The sequence below is a fragment of the Amycolatopsis sp. VS8301801F10 genome, assembly GCF_046195355.1.
GTDB lineage: Bacteria > Actinomycetota > Actinomycetes > Mycobacteriales > Pseudonocardiaceae > Amycolatopsis.
Map to the genome: position 1 here is coordinate 3,374,580 of NZ_CP176065.1, position 18,350 is coordinate 3,392,929.

Here is an 18,350-nt window from a genome sequence, read left to right on the forward strand (position 1 = left end):
CGCACACTGGGTCTCGACCCGCTGTGAGAGAGGAATTTTCCGATGACCGCCGTCCTGGCCGACACCGTCCACGAAGGCCTGCAGTTCGCCGCCATCGCCGGAATCGCGCTGCTGGTGGCGTTTCCGGTCTTGCTGTTCATCGGCGCGCTGGTGAGCGTGCTCGGCAGCCCGCTCGGCTTCGGGATGAAGTTCGTGTGGGTGGTTTTCGCGTTCTGCGCGCCGTTCCTCGGACCGATGCTGTGGTTCCTGGTCGGCAAGCGGAGTGCGGAAGCTTCGCTGACATAAGATGTCAGGGGGGCGCGGTTAGCGTCCCAGCATGGATCACGTAATCGACGCCGGCGAGTTCGCCGACCGGTATGTCGCAGTATGGAACGAATCCGACCCGGCCGCCCGGCGCACCATGATCGCCTCGTTGTGGGCCGAGGACGGCGTGCAGTGCACCGAGTCCGCGGAGTACCGGGGCCAGCAGGAGCTGGAGCGCCGGGTCGGCGAGGCTTTCGAGGAATTCGTCGCTGGCGGGGGGTTCGTCTTCCGGTACGCCGGAGACGCGGTGGGCCATCACGGCATGGTCCGGTTCACTACCCAGATGGTCCCCGCGGCGGGCGGCGAGATCGCCTGGACCGGCTTTGTCGTGGCGGAACTCGGCGAGGACGGCCGCATCCGGCGCGACTTCCAGTTCGCCGAGCCGCCGCGCCCCGCGTCCCCGGACGTCCGGGCGGTGGCGGACGAATTCCTGCGCAGGCTCGAACAGGGGGACCCGGATCGCATCGCGGAGCTTTTCGCGGAACCGGTCGACTGGTGGGTGAGCTGGCCGGAACCGGAGCATCCGGTCGTGCCGTGGATCCGCCCTCGCTCCACCCGGGCGGACGTCGCGGAACACTTCCGGACGCTCGGAAGTGCTTGTGTACCAGAGGAAAGCGAGGTCCGGGTCGACCGGATCCTGGTCGATGGCGCGGACGCGGTGCTCGCCGGGACCAGTGCCCAAACGGTCAAATCGACCGGCAAACATTTCACGACCAGCTTTGCGGTATCTCTGACCGTGGGCGGTGGACTGATCAGGCGGTACCACGTATACGAAGACAGCCTCGCCGTCGCCGAGGCGTTCGCCGAATGAAACGCCGGGCAGCCGGAGCGGTGTTTCCGCGTGGCTGCCCGGCATTTCGCGCGGTCAGGAAACGTTCAGGTCGATGCAGGCGTAGAACGCGTTGCCGGTGTCCGCGATGTTCCACACCGCGAGCACCTTCTGCTGTCCCGGGTAGCCGCTCAGGTCGACCTGGTGCGACACGGTTTCCGGCGGGGCCTGGTCGTTGCCGCTGAAGCTCGCGACCTCGGTGCCGCCGATGAAGTACTGGTAGTCGCTGGTGCGGTGGCGCGCGGTGAACACCCAGGTGAAAGTCACTTGGCTGCCGACCTGGGTGACCTTCCAGCCCTTGCTGTCGTCGTCGAGGTCGGCGAACCGGTCGTTGCCGCCGCTGCAGCTCTGCAGGCCCTTGGGGCCTTCGACGCTCTGCGGTTCCCATTTGATGTCGCCGCAGGACACGGTTCCGTCCGCGCATTGGGCCTGCCTGCTCGGCGGGGAGTTGACGTAGCCGTGCGCGCTGGCGATGCCGGGGCCGATCAGCATCAGCACCGGAGCGAGGACCGCGCCGCCGAGCGCGGCGAGCATCGTGCGTTTGCGGGACATGATGGCTCCTTCGAAGCCGGGCCCGCTCCCGCGCCGGAGGGCGGCCGGGCGAGCCTCGGCACGACCGGCGAGCCCGCGGTGGGGTGCTGCGCGGGCGGAGGGGTGGGGAGAATTGTGGTCTAGACCATACTCGGGTGCCCGCGCTCGGTCAAGAATCGGCTACGCTGTGTTATTTGATACGGGGCCACGGCACGGGATCGGAGGTTTGCGCGGCGATCGGGCGCATCGGCCACGGATATCGCAGCTGGCGAGCCTGTCCGGTGGAGGAACGGGCGGCGGACGTCGCCGAGCTGAGAACCTTTCGAGGTACATCGCCAAGCGCGGCGAGGCTCAGCGGACTCTGCCCTAAGAGATCCGCAGCAGCCCGCTCAACCACCCCGAAAACACCTGCTGCACATCCTCCCGCACCCGGTCCGGATCGTCCGCGTTGGCGATCATCCGCGCTGCCTCCATCACCGCGGCCAGCACCAGTTGCGCCAAGGCATCCACCGGCGTGTCCACGATCAGCCCGGCTTCCCGCGCGGCCGCCAGGTTTTCCGCGACCAGCCCCAGCCCGTACTCGGCCTCTAAGTCCCGCCAGGCGTCCCAGCCCAGCACGGCGGGCGCGTCGGTCAGCGAGATGCGCCGGACGTCCGGGCGCAGGCAAGCGTCCAGGAAAACCCGCAGTGCGGCGGAAAGCCCGGAAAGCGGATCCGGTGCGCCGTCAAGAACTTCCGAGACCTCCGCGGTCAATTCCCGTTCCAGCACTTCGACGACGGCCCGGAAGAGGCCCTGTTTGTCGCCGAAGTGGTGATACAGCGCGCCCCGCGTGACGCCTGCCGTGCGAGTGATTTCTTCGGCCGGCACCTCGTGGTAGCCGCGGGCGCCGAAGAGGTCGCGGGCGGCCTTGATCAGTGCGGCTCGCGTCGCGTCGGAGCGTTCTTGCTGGGTACGTCGCACGCACCTAATCTGCCATGGCGGCGGCGAAGCGCGTGATGTGCCCGGCCAGAGCGTCCGGCTGATCCTCCGAGACGAAGGTGTAGGAGTCCGGGATTTCGACGAGTTCCGCGTCCGGCAAAACCTCCGCCAGGCGGTGCGCGAGGCTGATCGGGAACAGCTTGTCCTCCGGCGGCCACGCCAGCAGCACCGGACGCTTGAACTGGCGCAGTTTCTCCGCCGCGGCCAGGGTGAGGTTCGAGTCGACGGTGCGCAGGAACTTGCGCAAATCCCTTCGCCGGCCAGGAGATGTACGCAGCTTGCCCAGGTATTCCTCGGCGATGTCCGGCGGAAGGGGACGCTTCGTGACCCAGCCGAACAGCAGCGGCAGCCGGTACAACGCCTTCATCCGCAGCAGCTGGCCGAGCACCGCCATCGAACCCGGGACCCGCGCGATCGTCGGCAGCGGCTGGAAGATCGGCGGGAAGAAGTACTCGAAACTGTCCGACGGCGTCAGCACCACCCGCCCGACCCGCTCCGGGTACCGCGCGAGCAGCAGTTGCGTGATGGCGCCGCCGGTGTCGTTGGCGACCAGGATGACGTCTTCCAGATCCAGCGCGCTGAGGAAATCGCCGAGGAGGGTGGCGAGGCCGGGGGCGCTGAGGTCGGCGTCCGAGCGCATCGGGACCGGATGTGCGCCCAGCGGGAGATCCGGTGCGAGGCAACGGAATCCGGCGTCCGCGACAGTGGGGACGACTTTGCGCCAGAGCAGGGCGTTGGTGAGCACGCCGTGCACGAAAACGACCGGGCGGCCGCGTCCGCGCTCGAAGTACCGGAGTTCGCCCTGGGGGAGGTTGACGTGCCGGGCGGTGCCGAGTTTCTCGTGTGCGGTCATGCCGACGAAGATACATACATGCAGTCTGTATGTAAATTACCTCTGCGGTAATGCCCCGGCTGACCAGGGGAAATGTACGAGGGGTGCCGGGTAGTCCGGTCGAGGACCTCGTCCAGCGGCGCGCCGGAAACCTGGCCGAACTGCGCGTCAGTGCGTCCGGCGAACGGAGTCTTCGCCGACTGGCCCGTAAGATCGCCGCGTTCCGCTGAGGCTTACTCCGCCGGTTCGCAGCGCGAGCACAGGCCGGACACCACTTCCTCGGTCGAATCCGGAGGAGTGGCGGGCGTCGCTTCCAGCCGGCCGCATTGGCGGCACAGCAGGTGGGCGTGGTCGAAACCGGCCAGCTCGTAGCGTTGCGCGACGCCGACGTGGTCGAAGCGGTGGACGAGACCGGCGGTGACGCCGGTGGTCAGCACGTCGTGGACGCCCCTCGTGGACGCCATCGACAGCCGTGCGCGGACCAGCGGCAGCAGTTCCGCGACGGTCACGTGCGGGTTTTCGGCCAGCACTTCCAGCACGACCTGCCGGGCGGTCGTCACGCGCAGGCCGGCGCGCCGGAGCCGGGTTCCGGCGTCGGCGCTGGACGGGAGGGGTGCGGAGGTCGTGAGCACGTACCCTTTGTAGTCCGCACAGTTGATCCAGTCAAATGTAAGAACGGGTCAACTCTGGAACTGTGAGCCACTGCACGCCAGAATTGATTCGGTCAACTCTGCGGGTACCATCCGGGCCATGGACGAGTTCGGGGCGCGCCTGCGCGACAAAGGTCTGCGCAACACGCCGCAGCGGCGTGCGGTGCTGGCCGCGGTCGCGCGGACCCCGCACGTCACGGCGGCGGAGATCGCGACGGTGCTCGACGCCGACGGGGCTGTCGGCGCGCTGTCCCGGCAGGGCCTTTACAACGTGCTCGACGACCTCGTCGGCGCCCGGCTGCTGCGCCCGCTCGAACCGGCCGGCTCGCCCGCGCGGTTCGAACTCGAAACCCACGACAACCACCATCACCTGGTCTGCCGCGGCTGCGGCCGGATCCAGGACGTGCCGTGCGCGATCGGAGCCGCGCCGTGCCTCGAACCCGGTCCGGTGCCCGGTTTCCGGGTGGACCAGGCCGAGGTCACGTGGTGGGGGATGTGCGCGGAGTGCGAGGCCAAGGCCTAACGCAGCGCGTCCTGAAGCGCGGCGAGCCCGACCGGGCCGACCGCCAGCACGTCGCGGTGCCACTGGCGCAAGGTGAATCCGGGTTTGGCGGCCGCTTCGGCGCGCGCCTGCAACCACGCGCGTTCGCCGATCTTGTACGAGATGGCCTGGCCTGGCCAGCCGAGGTAGCGCACGATCTCAGCGTGCACCCGGTGTTGTGCGGCCAGCCCGCGCTCGTGCAGGAACCGGCACGCGGTGGCGAAGTCCCAGCGCGAACCGTCCGGCAGCGGCAAGTCGAGGTGCGAGCCGAGGTCGATCACGACGCGCGCGGCCCGCAGCGCGGAACCGGCGAGCATGCCGAGCCGGGTGCCGCGCTCGGAGAACCAGCCCAGTTCGTCGGCGAGGCGTTCGGCGTACAGCGCCCAGCCTTCCGCGTGCCCGCTCACTGAATGGACGCGGGCGTACCGGCTGACCGAGTCTCCGGCGAGCCCCGCGACGCCGATCTGCAGATGGTGTCCGGGGACCCCTTCGTGGAACACCGTCGTCAGCTCGGACCAGGTCGCGAAGCGTTCCCGTCCGCCCAGCGGCCACCACGTGCGACCGGGCCGGGTGCCGTCTTCCGCGGGTCCGGTGTAGTACGGCGAACCCGACGCCGAGCCATACGCGAGCACGACGTCCAAGGCACGCAACGGTTCTGGGATGTCAAAGTGCTCGCTCGCGGCTTCCAGCGCGCGCTCGTGCGCCGCGCGCAGCCAGTCCAAATAGGACTCTTCGCCGGCCACCGAGCATTCGACGTCCAGCCGGGCGAGGACTTCCGCCACGCTCGCGCCGGGCTGGATTTTCGCGACCTCGGCGGCGATTTCCGTTTCGATGCGCTGAAGTTCCGCCCAACCCCATTCGTACGCCTCGGCGAGATCGAGGTCCGCGCCGAGCGAAAGCCGGGCTGCGATCGCATAGCGTTCCGCGCCGACGCCATCGGTTTCGGTGGCGTGCGGGGCGTAATCCTCGCGCAGGAACCGGGCGAGCGCCGCGTAACCGCGGTGGGCAGCATCGGCGGCGGCGCGCAGTTCGGCCGCCCGCGGCCCGTCGCCGTACTCCTCGACGAGTGCATTGTGGACACCGGCGTACCGCTCGGCCTGTGCCGCTGTTTCCAGCGCCTGGCGACGGGCCGCGCGCAGCCCGCGGTCGAGACCGGCCTGCAGCGTCTTCTGCCATCCGGCGAGCATCGTTTCGACGCCGGCCATCCGGACCGCGAGGACGTGCCAGTCGTCCGCGTCGCGACGCGGCAGCAGCCGGACCGAATCGGCGATGCTGTTCAGCGTCCCGAAATGCGCCTGCACCTGGCGGAACGGCTCGCCCGACTCGTGCCAGGCCAGCTCGGCCTCGAGGCTGTTCCGCAGATGCGTGGACGCGATCCGGTCCGCGCGGGACTCGGGGGACAGCTTCGCGAGCGCGGCGAGTGTGCGCCGGGCCAGCTCGGCGCGGGCCGCGAAACCGTCCGGGGTGAGGTCGGTCAGCGCGGTCGCGTCGGTGGTCACGCCGTCCAGCGTCGCGGCGATCGGGTCGAGCGCTGCCTCCGCCGTGACGTGATCGGCGGACAGCTGAAAAATCGGGGTCACGCCGTCACGTTAGCCGGGAGCCGCCGCCGGAATATAGAGACGTTAGCGGGGTCCGGTCGCTGGTATAGAGGGGATGCCCGCGCCGGTGAGCCGACGCGGGCATCCTCGGGAGAAAAGCCTCAGTCCGTGCCGGATTCCATCGCGGCGCGGTCGAGCAGTTCGACGTCGTCGGTCCGGCCGCGGGACGCGATCGTCTCGGCCCCGCCCTCGGGCATCGCGCCGATCAGGCCGGTCGCGGCCGCCTGCGCGGCGCCGATCAGCTTCGGGTGCGAGGTGCCGCCGACCATGCCGAGGCTCGCGTACTGCTCCAGCTTGGCGCGCGAGTCGGCGATGTCGAGGTTCCGCATGGTCAGCTGGCCGATCCGGTCGACCGGGCCGAACGCGGAGTCCTCGGTGCGCTCCATCGACAGCTTGTCCGGGTGGTAGCTGAACGCCGGGCCGGACGTGTCGAGGATCGAGTAGTCCTCGCCGCGCCGCAGCCGCAGCGTGACCTCGCCGGTGATCGCGGTGCCGACCCAGCGCTGCAGCGATTCGCGCAGCATCATCGCCTGCGGGTCCAGCCAGCGGCCCTCGTACATCAGCCTGCCCAGGCGCCGGCCCTCGTTGTGGTAGCTGGCGATGGTGTCCTCGTTGTGCACCGCGTTGACCAGCCGCTCGTACGCCGCGTGCAGCAGCGCCATGCCCGGGGCCTCGTAGATGCCGCGGCTCTTGGCCTCGATGATCCGGTTCTCGATCTGGTCGGACATGCCGAGCCCGTGCCGCCCGCCGATCGCGTTGGCCTCCAGGACCAGCTCGACCGCGGTGCCGAACTCCTTGCCGTTGATCGTCACCGGACGGCCCTGTTCGAAGCCGATGGTCACGTCCTCGGGCGCGATCTCGACTTCCGGGTCCCAGAACCGCACGCCCATGATCGGCTCGACGATCTCGATGCCGGTGTCCAGGTGCTCGAGCGACTTCGCCTCGTGCGTGGCGCCCCAGATGTTCGCGTCGGTGGAGTAGGCCTTTTCGGTGCTGTCGCGGTAGGGCAGGTTGTGCGCCTGCAGCCACTCCGACATCTCCTTGCGGCCGCCGAGCTCGCCGACGAACGCCGCGTCGAGCCACGGCTTGTAGATCCGCAGGCCCGGGTTGGCCAGCAGGCCGTAGCGGTAGAAGCGCTCGATGTCGTTGCCCTTGTAGGTGGAGCCGTCGCCCCAGATCTGGACGTCGTCCTCCAGCATCGCGCGCACCAGCAGGGTGCCGGTGACCGCGCGGCCGAGCGGGGTGGTGTTGAAGTAGGCCCGGCCGCCGGTGCGGATGTGGAACGCACCGCAGGTCAGCGCGGCGAGCCCTTCCTCGACGAGGGCTTCCTTGCAGTCGACCAGCCGCGCGAGCTCCGCCCCGTAGGCGTGCGCACGGCCGGGGACGGACGCGATGTCGGGTTCGTCGTACTGGCCGATGTCGGCGGTGTAGGTGCACGGAACCGCACCCTTGTCGCGCATCCACGCCACCGCCACGGACGTGTCGAGGCCGCCGGAGAACGCGATGCCGACCCGCTCGCCGACGGGAAGGGAAGTGAGCACCTTGGACATAGGAATGATTATGCATGACGATGTATGAACGTGCATCCCCGGGTGGTGTGAACTCGCTCTCCGTGCGGTTGTCCAGGTCTTTCGCCGCTCTTGCCGCCGCCGCCACGCCGCGGCATGCCGGGGGCTGGGGGATGAGCCGTCTCGTTCAGCTCCTCCGTCAGTACGTGCGGCCCTTCCAGCCGGTCCGGCGGCGGGCGGAGTCGATCGTCATCAGGGTGTAGAGCGCTGCGGTGAACGGCAGCAGCAGCCCCGCGACCAGGGGTTGCCGGTAATACCGCGCGACCGGGACGAACGTCGCCGTCATCAGCAGCCACGCGACTGCGGCCTGCCACGAGCCGGTCAGGGCCAGCACGGGCGGGGCGAGGAAAACGGTGCCCATGCCGACGACGGTCCCGGCCAGCAGCAGCGGTGAGTGCCGGAGCTGGGTGTAGGCGCTGCGGGCCACCATTTGCCACAGGTCCGCGAGCCGGGGATACGGCCGGACGCTCCAGGCCTTCGACGCGTAACCCAGCCAAATCCGGCCGCCCGCGGACGCGACCGCGCGGGCCAGCGCGACGTCGTCGATGACCGCACCGCGGATCGCGGCGATTCCGCCGGCGCGCTCGAGCACTGAGCGTCGGACGAGTACACAACCTCCTGCTGCGGCGGCGGTTCGCCAGCGGGCGGAGTTCACGCGGCGGAAGGGGTAGAGCATCGCGAAGAAGTAGACGAAAGCGGGCACGATCAGCCGCTCCCAGAATGTTGCGGTGCGCAGAACGGCCATCTGAGATACCAGGTCCCGGCCGCTGGTGGAAGCGGCGACGAGAGTTTCCAGCGAATCGGGGCTGTGTGAGATATCAGCGTCCGTCAACAGAAGGAAGTCGACGTCGCCTGCCTTGCGGACGCCGTGCGCGACGGCCCAGAGTTTCCCGGTCCAGCCGTCCGGTGGTTCGCCGGGGCTCGTGACGGTGAGCGGGAGTCCATGGGGGACAGTCAGCGACCGGGCGACTTCCGCGGTTCCGTCGCTGCTGCCGTCGTCTACGAGGACGACGCGCGCGTCGCCGGGGTAGGTCTGGCCGAGCAGCGTGGGGAGGGTTTGCGGAAGCAGGTCCGCCTCGTCGCGAGCGGGTACCACGATGGCGACGGACGGCCAGCGCTCCGGCCGGATCAGCTCGGGCAGCCGTTGGTCGGTGCGCCAGAACCAGCTGTGGCACAACGCGAGTCCGGCCCACACCGCCAGCGTCGCCCACGCGAGGACCGTGCTCATGCGCGGAGTGTAGTGACTGGCAGCAAACTGACAGGTCGTTCCCAGCGGGCTCATAGATTCGCGGCTGAGACTGGGTGTTCCCACCACCGGAGAGGACACCCGGCATGGACCCGGACATCAGCAGAAGGCAAGAGGAACGGGCACGCGGGCGGCACCGGACCGCGGTCGTCACGGCGGTGGCGGCGGTGCTCGGACTCGCGGCAGCGGGCGGCATCGGATACGGGCTGACGGCGGCCGCTTCGCCGTCGAGCAGCTCGAGCAGCTCGGGCCAGGACCAGCTGCGGGCACCCGCCGAGAACCCCGGCTCCGGCTCCGGGCACGCGCACACCGGATCGGGCGCGTCGTGACCGGGCCGTATTCGGCGGCTTTTCCCGCGCTGGGCACGACCGCGCGGGTGCTCGTCACCGAGGAGGCCGCGCTCGGCCCGGCGACCGAGTTGCTGCGGACGCGGCTCGGCGAACTCGACCGGGCATGCAGCCGATTCCGGACAGACTCGGAGATTTCGTCACTCCACCGTGCCGCGGGCCGGGAAGTGGAGGTGAGCCCGCTGCTGGCCGACGCGCTGTCGGCGGCGTTGCGGGCGTCGTGGCTGAGCGGTGGCCTGGTCGATCCGACGGTCGGCGCGTCGATGGCAGCGCTTGGTTACGACCGCGACTTCGCCGAGATCACTGACGGACCCGCCGCGGCGCCAGTCCCCGCGCCCGGCTCGCATTGGGTGCTGTTCGAACCGGCCCGCCGGATTGTCGTGCTGCCGCGCGGGGTAATGCTGGACCTCGGCGCGACGGCGAAAGCGCTGGCAGCGGACCAGACTGCCGCCGAAATCGCCCACCGCACCGGCTGCGGTGTGCTGGTGAACCTCGGCGGCGATCTCGCGGTTGCGGGTGCGGCACCGGCAGGTGGTTGGCGAATCGCGCTCGGCGACGACCACACCGACGCCGCCGATACGACGATCACGCTCACCGGCGGCGGTTTGGCAACGTCCGGCGTCGCGCGGCGGACCTGGCGGCGTGGCGGACGCGTGGTGCACCACATTGTCGACCCGCGCACGGGCGAACCGGCGGATCCCTGCTGGCGAACGGTTTCGGTAGCCGCGAAGTCCTGTGTGGACGCCAACACGGCGAGCACCGCCTCGGTCGTACTCGGCGTGGCAGCGTTGGACTGGCTGAATTCGCGAGGATTGCCCGCGCGCCTGGTGACCTCGCGCGGTGCGGTCCGGACGACGGCTGGTTGGCCCGCGGAACGCCGGGAGCACGCATCGTGAGTTCCGCGCTGTGGTATTTCAGCCGGGCCACCGGAATCGTCGCGCTGGTCTTCTCGACGGCTGTCGTGGTACTCGGTTTCCTAAACTCTGCCCGGTTTTCGCCCCGCCGCTGGCCGCGCTTCGCTCTCGCGGACCTGCATCGGAACCTGGCGCTGGTCAGTCTCGTCTTCTTGGGCGCACACATCGTCTTCGCCGTCGTCGACGGCTATGTGGACCTCGGCTGGCTCTCCGTCGTCGTCCCGTTTATCTCGGGTTACGAGCCGTTCTGGAGCGGAATCGGTGCGGTAGCGGTAGATTTGCTACTCGCCATTGTGGTGACGAGCCTGCTGCGAACCCGCATTCCGCCGCGACTCTGGCGCGCGGTGCATTGGCTCGCCTATCTGTGCTGGCCTGTTGCGCTCGCGCACAGCGTCGGTCTCGTCGCGTCCGACAGTGCGCGTCCGCTGCTCATCTCGCTCGATATCGCGTGCCTTATCGCTGTCCTGGCCGCCGCGAGCGTGCGTTTCGGCAGTACCAGCCCCGACACCGAGGCGCGCCGCCTCTCTCCACTTCGGAGGTGACTCTTGCTTCCTTTGCACCGCAACAACCTTGCTGCCCACCTGTCTGTCCACGGTGGACTGCCTGTCCTGGATCGTACCGCACTGCTCCGCGAAATCGACGCCGCCGGTATCCGCGGCCGCGGAGGAGCTGGCTTCCCCGCCGCGACGAAACTGCGCTCTGTCGCACCAGGACGGTCCATTGTGGTCGCCAACGGCTGCGAGAGCGATCCCTTCAGCAGCAAGGACCGTGCCCTGCTTGACCTCGCTCCGCACCTGGTGCTGGACGGAATCCAGGTCGCCACTCGAGCCGTCGGCGCTACGGCGGCCTACCTCTGCATGCACGAGGAAAACCGACGCGTAACGGCCGCTCTAGCCGAACGCCGAGACGCCGTTCCGGTAGAAGTCGTTGTGGTCCCGCACCGGTACGTCGCCAGCGAAGAAACCGCACTAGTGCATTTCCTGGGCACCGGCGACGCCCGCCCGACCGGCAAATCCCCGCGCCCCACCGAACGCGGCCTGCGCGGACGCCCCACTTTGGTCCAGAATGTCGAAACCTTGGCCCGATTCGCGCTCGTCGCCCGAACCGGCGCGGACCGTTTTGTGCACACCGATCTGGTCACCGTCACCGGAGCCGTCGCCCGCCCCGGCGTACTGGAAGTCCCGGCGGACACCCCGATCTCCGCGATCCTCGCCCGAGCCGGTGGATCCGGTACCGCCCAAACAATCCTGATCGGCGGCTACGGCGGCACCTGGATGCCGCGTTCCCTGGCCGACCCCTTGCCTCTCGGTCGCGAACCGGGCCTGTCCTCGCTGCACTTGCTCCCAGAATCTCAGTGCGGCATAGAACTGACCCGGAATATTCTCCATGCCCTGGCAGGAGAATCGGCCCGCCAATGTGGACCGTGCATGTTCGGACTCCCGGCCATCGCCGCGGATTTCACCGACCTGCTGTCCGGCCGGGACGCAACCGCCCGCCTGGCCCGCCGCCTCCCGCTCCTCAGTGGACGGGGCGCGTGCGCCCACCCGGACGGAGCGGTCCGCCTGGCCGCGAGCGCCATGCGAGTCTTCGCCTCCGACGTCCAAGCCCACCTGGCAGCAGGCGCGTGCCGAACCACGGCAGGTGCGGCATGAACCGCTTGACGGTCGACCCGATCGCCTGCCGGGGACACGGGTTGTGCGCGGAGATCCTGCCGGAGTTGATCACGCTGGACGAATGGGGTTATCCGGTGGTACGCGGGGAAACGGTTCCGCCGCCATTGCTGCCCGAGGCCCGAAGGGCGGCCGGGGCTTGTCCGGCGCTGGCGTTGCGATTACGGAAATCGTAGTTGTTGCAGCGCCAACGCCGGATTCAGCCGTGATTCAGCAGCGCCACCACGCCGAAATCATTCCCGCGGCAGCTGCGATCCACGGGGCATACTCGGCGTAGGACGACGCGAAGTGCATCAACAATTGCTCCTCAAAGCGAGACTGGCCGGGCTCCCGGCCAGTAACATGGATGTTGCAACGCCAAGCTATCGTGCGGAACGAAACTCGGAGTCAGGGACTCTACTGAGAGTCGTTGTCTGCACTTGATGACAACCCAGCGGAGCGAATCCTCTCGCAGGACGGGGGATTCATCCAGTAGCTGGAAGTGATTCACCCATTCGTGATGGAGGACCTCTGCGGCGCGGGCATGGCGACAGTGCTTTCGCCGCCCCTGGCTTGCGGAATCGCATGCGGATCCTGAGCCGCCGCCAGCCGTTCTTCGACGCGGTCGGCCTTGGCGTCTTTGCCTCGACCCCGGTAAAAGGCCGCGGCGCGTCCCCACGCGTCGACAGCGTCTTCATGATTCCCGCGTGCGTAGAGGATTTCGGCGAATGCCTCCAGCGCCCGAGCCTGGCCAGTCGCGTTGTGCGCCCGCTCGGCCAGTTCGACCGCTTCCTGTGACAACCGCAGAGCAGCCCGGTCGTCCCGTTCGGCCGCCGCCAGTCGGGCTTGTACGGTGCGCAGCCGCATCGTGGCGGTGAGGTCGCCGGCGATCTGCGCTTGTGCCAGCTGGCAATGCCGGTGTGCGACGGCGAATTGTTCCTCGCGGAGATGGAGTTCCGCCAGCGTCGTGTAGGTCGTGGCTTGACCGGCGGGGTCGCCGGTGAGCGCACGCAGGTGGAGTGCGCGATGGTAGTGCGGCAGCGCCTTTTCGTACTGGTCGAGTTCGGCGAGGGTCTCGCCGAGATACTGCTCCGCCTTCGCCTCGCGGACCAGGTCGCGGTTGCGCTGCGCGTGCGTGATGCAGCGGCGGAACAGCGCGATCGCTTCGGCGGGGCATCCGGTGTGCCGGTACAACTGTGCGAAGTTGATGTTGATTGTCAACACCCCGATGGGCGATCCGTCGGCCGTGGCGAGCTCCCGTGCTCGCGTCAGAGCTTGTTCGGCCGTTTTGTGATTGCTGAGCGTGAGATTGAGTTCGCCGAGGTCGTTCAAGGTGGAGGCTTCCGCGTGCGGATCGTGGTTCGCCCGTGCGGCCCGTGCCGCAATGGCGAAACCGGTGCTCATTTCGTCGTAAAAACCGAATTTATCAAGGGTATCGGCAATCAGGTGGGGCAGCATGCAGGCTATTTCGAAATGACGATGCTTCAGGGCCAGAGCGGTTAGTGCGACGATATTTGTACGCTCAAGCAAGAACCATCGCGTCGCGGCGTCCGGCGTCCTGAACTCGGTCGGGCGGATGCCGGGTTCCGGATCCGGTCGCGGCGGGCGGTCGCGGTGCGGGTGTGCCATCCGGTGCGCGTGGTGCGCGGTGCAGTAGTAATGCGACAGCAAGCGCCGCAACGGCCGCGAGTCGTGGTCCTGGTCGCTCAGCGTCCGGGCGTACCGGTGGAAAATGGAGACGATCCGGTAGCGGTCGGTGTCGCCGGGCTGGTCGATCAAGTGCAAGGCGACCAGGGTTTCCAGTGCCCGCCGGGTTTCCGCGGCGGGACGCCCGGCCGCGGACAGCAGGGTGTCGACGTGGATCTCCGCGCCGGGATGGTGGCCGAAGAGCCGGAAAATGGCCTGGCTCGGAGGTTCGAGCATGCGATACGACGAAGAGAACACCGCGCGCAGGCTTTGGTCGTCGCCGTCGTCGCCAATGCTCAGGAGCATCTCCGGGTCTCGCAGCTGGTCGAGCATCGTGCCGAGGCTCAGTCCCGGCCGGCGCGCGGCGCTCTCGGCGACGAGGGTGAGCGCGAGCGGCAAGCCGTCGCAGAGATGGGCGATCCGGCGCGCCGCGTCGGGTTCCCGTTCTCCGCGGCCGCGCAAGCGCCGGACGAACAGTTCCAGCGAATCGTGGTCGTCGAGCCGGTCGAGGCTGAGTTCGGCGAGTTCGTGCCTGCGGACCAGCGCGCTGAGGCGGCGGCGCGACGTGACGATCACCGAACAGGCGGACAGCACGTTCAGCAACTGGTCGACGTGCTCGGAGTTCTCCGCGTCGTCGAGGATCACCAGCACGGAGCGGTCGGTCAGCTGCTGGTGCAGCACCGCGGCCCTGGCCGCCGGGTCCACCACGTGGTCTACCGGGTAGCCGAACTCGGGGAGCAGGCGGTCGACTATGTCGGACGGTTCGAGCCGCGGGGCCGGGCCGAAGCCGTGCAGGTCGAGGTAGATCGTCCCGTCCGGGAACCAGTTCGCGGCCCGGTGCGCCCAGTGGACCGCGAGGCTCGTCTTCCCGATGCCGGGCGGGCCGCTGAGCACGACGGCGGGCGAGCGGGTCGGCGAGTCCGGCCGGAGCCACTGGTCCAGTGTGTCCAGTGCGCGGGTGCGGCTGATGAACCCGCGGAGGTCGCGGGGGAGCGGATGAGACGGCGGCACGGCCCGGCGGGCCGGGGCGGCGGCGGACGGGGAAACCGGGTTTTCGTAGCTGTCCCGGACCTTGTCGTGGAAGGTGCGCAGCAAGGCCGCGGCGGTGTCGTCCGCGGCCTCGTGGAAGCGCCGGTGCGCGTCGAGGTAGTGGGTCAGGGCCTGCTCGGACTGCCCGAGCGCGTAGTAGATCTGGATCTGGAGCTTGACGAAGGCCAGGCGGCCGGCGTGGTCGGGGGTCAGCTCCTGCATCCATCCCGCGGCCTCGTCGGGACGGCCGAGCGCCAGCAATTGGCTCGTCAGGAATTCTCGCGCGGGAAGCAACATGGACTTTATTCTGTCCTCGCGCCAATTGTCCGCGCGTTCGGTGCGGAGACCCGCCAGCGGTTCGTCGCGCCATAAGGAAAGTGCGGCCGCAGCTGATTCATACGCCGTTTCATGATCGTCGGAACGCTCCGCCAAGTGCGCATTTCGCATTATTTCCCGGAACACGGCGACATCCACGAGACCCTCGTCGAGATCGGCCAGATAGCCGTCGCCGGACCGGATGACCGAGACGGGCACGTCCGCCTCGTCCAGTGCGGGCCGCAGCCGGTGGACTGCCTTGTACAGGGCGTCTTGGGGGTTTCCGGGCAGGTCGTCGTCCCAGAGCCAGGAGATCAGGGTGTCGTCGGAAAAGCGCTGGCCCGGCCGAGTGAGCAGGATTCCGAGAATATTCCGGCTTTGCCGCCGCCCCCATTGCTCATTCATCTTCCCGTGCATCCGCACCGCAGTCTGCCCGAGAATTCCGTAGGCGAAGTCCATTCGACGCCCCTCCCTCGTCGATTGCCCAGTTTCGCATTGATCCGGCGAATCGGCGACCGTTGCGGGGCAACGATCATCGGAGGGAATTGTCTTGTCCGGTTTCGGTCCGCTTTGTGTCCAGCGACGGGAAGTCCTCGGTCAGGACCGCGCCGCAGCCTCGGTTCGTCGGTTTCCGGACGGAGGGGATGAAGATGGCGCACGAGGTGTGGGTACGCGGTCCGATCGGTCTCGACGCCGCGACACGGGTGACGCGGCCGGGGTGCCGCACCGTGCTGGCGGTCGTCCCGACCGTGACGGCGGGGACGCGGCTGGTCGAGCTGATCTCGCTGCTCGAACGGGATCTGCGGGTGCAGGTGATGTTCACCGTGCCGCACAGCGTCGACCGGTGGGCCGGGGCCGAGGAGTACGTGCGGGCGCAGCACGGCCTGGTGCTGCCCTGGGAGCAGGCGGTGGCGCACCGGTTCGATCTGGTGCTGGCCGCGTCCGATCAGCAGATCGACCAAGTGCGGGGGCCGCTGCTTTTGATCGGGCACGGGGTCGGGCGGGTGCCGGGGCGCCGGTTCAGCAGGCAGGCGGGCGGGGCGACCGTCGCGACGACCGCGATCGAGCGGCAGTCGCTCACGTTTCGCGGGCGCGTGCTCCCCTCGGTGCTGGGTCTCGGTACTGATGCCGAGGTCGAGGTGCTGCGCGAGCGGTGTCCGGAGGCGCTGCCCGTCGCGGTCGTGGCCGGAGACCTCTGCCTGGACGGGATGCGGGCGGCGAGCGGGCGGCGCGACCAGTACCGGCGAGCGCTGGGCGTCGGCTCGCGGCGGCTGGTGGTAGTGAGTTCGACCTGGTTCACTGATTCGGTGTTCGGTCGGATGCCGGCGATGTACGAGGCGATCGTGGCCGGGCTTCCGCGAGACCGCTACGCGGTGGCGGCGGTGTTGCATCCGAATATCTGGGCGGTCCACGGGCGGCGTCAGGTCGTGGCGTGGCTCGGCCGGTGCCAGGAAGCGGGTCTGCGGGTGATCCCGCCCGAACAGGGGTGGCAGGCGACGATGATCGCGGCTGACTGGGTGATCGGCGACCACGGCTCGACCACGGGCTACGCGGCGGCCATGGGGCGGCCGGTGACGCTCGCGTCGATGCCGGACGGGCAACCGCAGGCCGGCAGTGTCGCGGAGGCGGTGCGGGCGCACGCGAAACCGCTGATTCTGGACCAGCCGTTCGAACCCCAGGAGAAAGCCGCGATCGCCGCGGCGCCGAGGCTCGCCGCGGCGGTGTTGCCGGTCGTCAGCGGGAGGATCGACTGCTCGGCCGGGATCTTGCGGTCGGCGATGTACCGGCTGCTGCAGTTGTCCGAACCGAGCGCGCCGGCGTATCCGCCGTCGCCTGCCCTGCCCCAGTCGCTGCCTGGGCGGAAGGCGTGAGCACCGGGGTCGCGCGCGTCCGGCTCGCGTTGCCCGGCCGCCGCGCGGTGCCGGTGCTGGTCGCGGATGTCGGGCTGGCCGCTCCCCGCTGGGCGGCCAGCGCGGATGTCGTGGTCCGGTCCCGCGCCAGGGCCGCGACCGCTGGCGATGCCGACGACCTGATCTCGGCGTGGCCCGGTGCGATCGCCGCGGCAGTGCGCTGGTCCGGCGGGACGGTGTGGTCAGTGCGGCGGCTCGGCGGCGTCGCGGCTGAGGAGGCGTGCTTCCTCGAGACGGCGCTCAGCGCTTGCCTCGTCGCCGTGGCCGCGTTCGAGCCCGGCGAGTGCTGTGAGGACTTCGGCCTGGAAATGCGGTGACTGAAGCCGTTCCACCCCCTCGAGTGCACTCACCAGTTCGGCGTGCGCGCGGTGGTAGTCGCCGCGCCGGGCGTGGATCGCGGCGAGCGAGATGACAGTGCGCGCGAGCTGGCTCGCGTCGCCCGCTTCCTCCATGATGGCGGCCGCTTCGGTCAGCTCGCGCACCGCGTCGTCCTCTCGGCCCAAGGCGGCCAGCAGGTCACCGCGCCGGCGCCGGGCCATGGCGACTCCGCGCGGTCTGCCGATTTCGGCGTGTTTCTCGGCGCTGCGCTCGTACAACTCCAGCGCGGCTTCAACGTGGCCTCGGGCGCGTGCGTCCCTGGCCATCCGGGAAAGCGCGGTGGCCTGGGTCGGTCCGTGCTGTTCCCGTTCGCCGATCTCGAGTGCGGCGGCGTGATGGGCGGCGGCCTGCTCGAAGCGCCGCAGCCGCTCGTGCACGTACCCGGCCTGGCTGTGCATCCGGGCCTCCACCAGCGGCAGCTGGCACCGCCGCGCGGCCGCGATCCCCGCCGTGCACAGTTCGAGGAACGATTCGTAATCCCGGTGGTGCAGGAAGAATCCCCACGACGCTTCGGCGAGCTGCCACAGTTCCTCGTCCCAGCCGTGTGCCTCGGCGGCTTTCGCGACCGCGTTGATCACCGATCGGTCCCGGCGCCACCAGTTCACCGCGTGGTCGCGGTCGGCGAAAGATTCCGTCGCCGCAACGGTTTCGGACGCGAAGCTCGGCCGGAACGGGTGGATGAGGGCGCTCGCGGTGACGGTCTGGTCGCGATACCAGCGGGGTGTACCGGTGAACGAGATAACGCCGGTCGGCCTCGGCGTCCTGGCGTTCCGCGCGCACGCGTGCGTCGTGGCGGACGACGTCGTGCTGTGCCACGGTTTCGTCCTCCAGTTCGTGCAGGAGGTTGGCTTCGATCAGTTCGTCGACGGCGTCGTCCAGGTGGGCGGGCGAACTCTGCAGGGTTTCGGCGAGCGCGTCGACCGCGTGGTGCGGGCCGGGCAGGATGCCGCACGTCCGGTAGAGCCGGGCCGCCGAATCGTCGAGCGTGGCGTAGGCGGCGTCGAAAACCGTTGCCAAACCAGTGAAACCGCCGAAGCGCCGGCCGC

At 69.2% G+C, this 18,350-nt stretch carries 19 protein-coding genes; 10 read left to right on the forward strand and 9 right to left on the reverse strand.

Annotated features, from left to right (window positions below; translation table 11 throughout):
* Positions 1–42: 42 nt before the first annotated feature.
* Both F9C11_RS16140 and F9C11_RS16145 read left to right on the forward strand, forming a co-directional pair.
* A complete protein-coding gene (locus F9C11_RS16140; protein ID WP_409185679.1) occupies positions 43–285 on the forward strand; it encodes a PLDc N-terminal domain-containing protein in 243 nt (80 codons plus the stop codon).
* A gap of 31 nt (positions 286–316) precedes the next feature.
* Positions 317–1,114: a nuclear transport factor 2 family protein gene (locus F9C11_RS16145; RefSeq protein WP_409185680.1), complete on the forward strand. Its 798-nt coding sequence runs from the start codon at positions 317–319 to the stop codon at positions 1,112–1,114.
* 54 nt (positions 1,115–1,168) lie between these two features.
* Here F9C11_RS16145 and F9C11_RS16150 read toward each other — a convergent pair whose 3' ends face one another.
* From F9C11_RS16150 to F9C11_RS16160, 3 genes are all read right to left on the reverse strand, one after another.
* Positions 1,169–1,684 carry a lytic polysaccharide monooxygenase auxiliary activity family 9 protein gene (locus F9C11_RS16150; RefSeq protein WP_409185681.1) on the reverse strand — a complete coding sequence of 172 codons (516 nt, stop codon included), beginning with the start codon at positions 1,682–1,684 and terminating at the stop codon, positions 1,169–1,171.
* Positions 1,685–2,029: 345 nt separating this feature from the next.
* Positions 2,030–2,623 carry a TetR/AcrR family transcriptional regulator gene (locus tag F9C11_RS16155; protein ID WP_409185682.1) on the reverse strand — a complete coding sequence of 198 codons (594 nt, stop codon included), beginning with the start codon at positions 2,621–2,623 and terminating at the stop codon, positions 2,030–2,032.
* Positions 2,624–2,627: 4 nt separating this feature from the next.
* Positions 2,628–3,494 carry an alpha/beta fold hydrolase gene (locus tag F9C11_RS16160; protein WP_409185683.1) on the reverse strand — a complete coding sequence of 289 codons (867 nt, stop codon included), beginning with the start codon at positions 3,492–3,494 and terminating at the stop codon, positions 2,628–2,630.
* Between the two features lie 83 nt (positions 3,495–3,577).
* Here F9C11_RS16160 and F9C11_RS16165 point away from each other — a divergent pair, with 83 nt between their 5' ends.
* Positions 3,578–3,703, forward strand: a complete 126-nt coding sequence (locus tag F9C11_RS16165) for a hypothetical protein (protein ID WP_409185684.1) — start codon at positions 3,578–3,580, stop codon at positions 3,701–3,703.
* Between the two features lie 3 nt (positions 3,704–3,706).
* On the opposite strand, the gene F9C11_RS16170 is transcribed toward F9C11_RS16165, so the two are convergent.
* The gene (locus F9C11_RS16170; RefSeq protein WP_409185685.1) at positions 3,707–4,105 is read right to left on the reverse strand and encodes a Fur family transcriptional regulator; all 399 of its coding nucleotides are present in this window, start codon (positions 4,103–4,105) and stop codon (positions 3,707–3,709) included.
* 118 nt (positions 4,106–4,223) lie between these two features.
* On the opposite strand from F9C11_RS16170, the gene F9C11_RS16175 reads away from it, so the two are divergent.
* Positions 4,224–4,646 carry a Fur family transcriptional regulator gene (locus F9C11_RS16175; protein ID WP_101438277.1) on the forward strand — a complete coding sequence of 141 codons (423 nt, stop codon included), beginning with the start codon at positions 4,224–4,226 and terminating at the stop codon, positions 4,644–4,646.
* Here the strand turns inward: F9C11_RS16175 and F9C11_RS16180 are convergent.
* The 3 genes from F9C11_RS16180 to F9C11_RS16190 form a co-directional block, all read right to left on the reverse strand.
* Positions 4,643–6,244 carry a DUF885 domain-containing protein gene (locus tag F9C11_RS16180; protein WP_409185686.1) on the reverse strand — a complete coding sequence of 534 codons (1,602 nt, stop codon included), beginning with the start codon at positions 6,242–6,244 and terminating at the stop codon, positions 4,643–4,645. The two genes, F9C11_RS16175 and F9C11_RS16180, sit on opposite strands and share 4 nt — an antisense overlap.
* Before the next feature lie 119 nt (positions 6,245–6,363).
* The gene (argG, locus tag F9C11_RS16185) at positions 6,364–7,812 is read right to left on the reverse strand and encodes an argininosuccinate synthase (RefSeq protein ID WP_409185687.1); all 1,449 of its coding nucleotides are present in this window, start codon (positions 7,810–7,812) and stop codon (positions 6,364–6,366) included.
* A gap of 157 nt (positions 7,813–7,969) precedes the next feature.
* Positions 7,970–9,058, reverse strand: coding sequence for a glycosyltransferase (locus tag F9C11_RS16190; protein WP_409185688.1), 1,089 nt, complete (start codon positions 9,056–9,058; stop codon positions 7,970–7,972).
* A gap of 104 nt (positions 9,059–9,162) precedes the next feature.
* Here F9C11_RS16190 and F9C11_RS16195 point away from each other — a divergent pair, with 104 nt between their 5' ends.
* From F9C11_RS16195 to F9C11_RS16215, 5 genes are read left to right on the forward strand one after another with little or no spacing between them, the layout of a single operon-like run.
* Positions 9,163–9,405: a hypothetical protein gene (locus F9C11_RS16195; RefSeq protein WP_409185689.1), complete on the forward strand. Its 243-nt coding sequence runs from the start codon at positions 9,163–9,165 to the stop codon at positions 9,403–9,405.
* Entirely contained in the window at positions 9,402–10,319 is a 918-nt protein-coding gene (locus F9C11_RS16200) for an FAD:protein FMN transferase (protein ID WP_409185690.1), read from the forward strand. The genes F9C11_RS16195 and F9C11_RS16200 overlap by 4 nt, the downstream gene beginning before the upstream one ends.
* Complete coding sequence (locus F9C11_RS16205) at positions 10,316–10,879, forward strand: ferric reductase-like transmembrane domain-containing protein (RefSeq protein WP_409185691.1); 564 nt, start codon at positions 10,316–10,318, stop codon at positions 10,877–10,879. The genes F9C11_RS16200 and F9C11_RS16205 overlap by 4 nt, the downstream gene beginning before the upstream one ends.
* A gap of 12 nt (positions 10,880–10,891) precedes the next feature.
* Positions 10,892–11,989 carry an NADH-ubiquinone oxidoreductase-F iron-sulfur binding region domain-containing protein gene (locus tag F9C11_RS16210; protein ID WP_409186919.1) on the forward strand — a complete coding sequence of 366 codons (1,098 nt, stop codon included), beginning with the start codon at positions 10,892–10,894 and terminating at the stop codon, positions 11,987–11,989.
* Positions 11,986–12,183: a ferredoxin gene (locus F9C11_RS16215; protein ID WP_409185692.1), complete on the forward strand. Its 198-nt coding sequence runs from the start codon at positions 11,986–11,988 to the stop codon at positions 12,181–12,183. The genes F9C11_RS16210 and F9C11_RS16215 overlap by 4 nt, the downstream gene beginning before the upstream one ends.
* Before the next feature lie 310 nt (positions 12,184–12,493).
* Here F9C11_RS16215 and F9C11_RS16220 read toward each other — a convergent pair whose 3' ends face one another.
* Complete coding sequence (locus F9C11_RS16220; RefSeq protein WP_409185693.1) at positions 12,494–15,475, reverse strand: AfsR/SARP family transcriptional regulator; 2,982 nt, start codon at positions 15,473–15,475, stop codon at positions 12,494–12,496.
* A 191-nt stretch (positions 15,476–15,666) separates the two neighbouring features.
* Here F9C11_RS16220 and F9C11_RS16225 point away from each other — a divergent pair, with 191 nt between their 5' ends.
* Positions 15,667–16,887 (forward strand): hypothetical protein, encoded by a 1,221-nt coding sequence (locus tag F9C11_RS16225; RefSeq protein ID WP_409185694.1) that lies wholly within the window; start codon positions 15,667–15,669, stop codon positions 16,885–16,887.
* 221 nt (positions 16,888–17,108) lie between these two features.
* Here the strand turns inward: F9C11_RS16225 and F9C11_RS16230 are convergent, their stop codons facing one another.
* Entirely contained in the window at positions 17,109–17,882 is a 774-nt protein-coding gene (locus F9C11_RS16230; protein ID WP_409185695.1) for a tetratricopeptide repeat protein, read from the reverse strand.
* Positions 17,883–18,350: the final 468 nt, after the last annotated feature.

Coding starts and splice junctions, on each gene's coding strand:
- F9C11_RS16140 (WP_409185679.1), top strand. CDS start 43: ATGACCGCCGTCCTGGCCGACACCGTCCACGAAGGCCTGCAGTTCGCC.
- F9C11_RS16145 (WP_409185680.1), top strand. CDS start 317: ATGGATCACGTAATCGACGCCGGCGAGTTCGCCGACCGGTATGTCGCA.
- F9C11_RS16150 (WP_409185681.1), bottom strand. CDS start 1,684: ATGTCCCGCAAACGCACGATGCTCGCCGCGCTCGGCGGCGCGGTCCTC.
- F9C11_RS16160 (WP_409185683.1), bottom strand. CDS start 3,494: ATGACCGCACACGAGAAACTCGGCACCGCCCGGCACGTCAACCTCCCC.
- F9C11_RS16175 (WP_101438277.1), top strand. CDS start 4,224: ATGGACGAGTTCGGGGCGCGCCTGCGCGACAAAGGTCTGCGCAACACG.
- argG (WP_409185687.1), bottom strand. CDS start 7,812: ATGTCCAAGGTGCTCACTTCCCTTCCCGTCGGCGAGCGGGTCGGCATC.
- F9C11_RS16190 (WP_409185688.1), bottom strand. CDS start 9,058: ATGAGCACGGTCCTCGCGTGGGCGACGCTGGCGGTGTGGGCCGGACTC.
- F9C11_RS16195 (WP_409185689.1), top strand. CDS start 9,163: ATGGACCCGGACATCAGCAGAAGGCAAGAGGAACGGGCACGCGGGCGG.
- F9C11_RS16215 (WP_409185692.1), top strand. CDS start 11,986: ATGAACCGCTTGACGGTCGACCCGATCGCCTGCCGGGGACACGGGTTG.
- F9C11_RS16220 (WP_409185693.1), bottom strand. CDS start 15,475: ATGGACTTCGCCTACGGAATTCTCGGGCAGACTGCGGTGCGGATGCAC.
- F9C11_RS16225 (WP_409185694.1), top strand. CDS start 15,667: ATGGCGCACGAGGTGTGGGTACGCGGTCCGATCGGTCTCGACGCCGCG.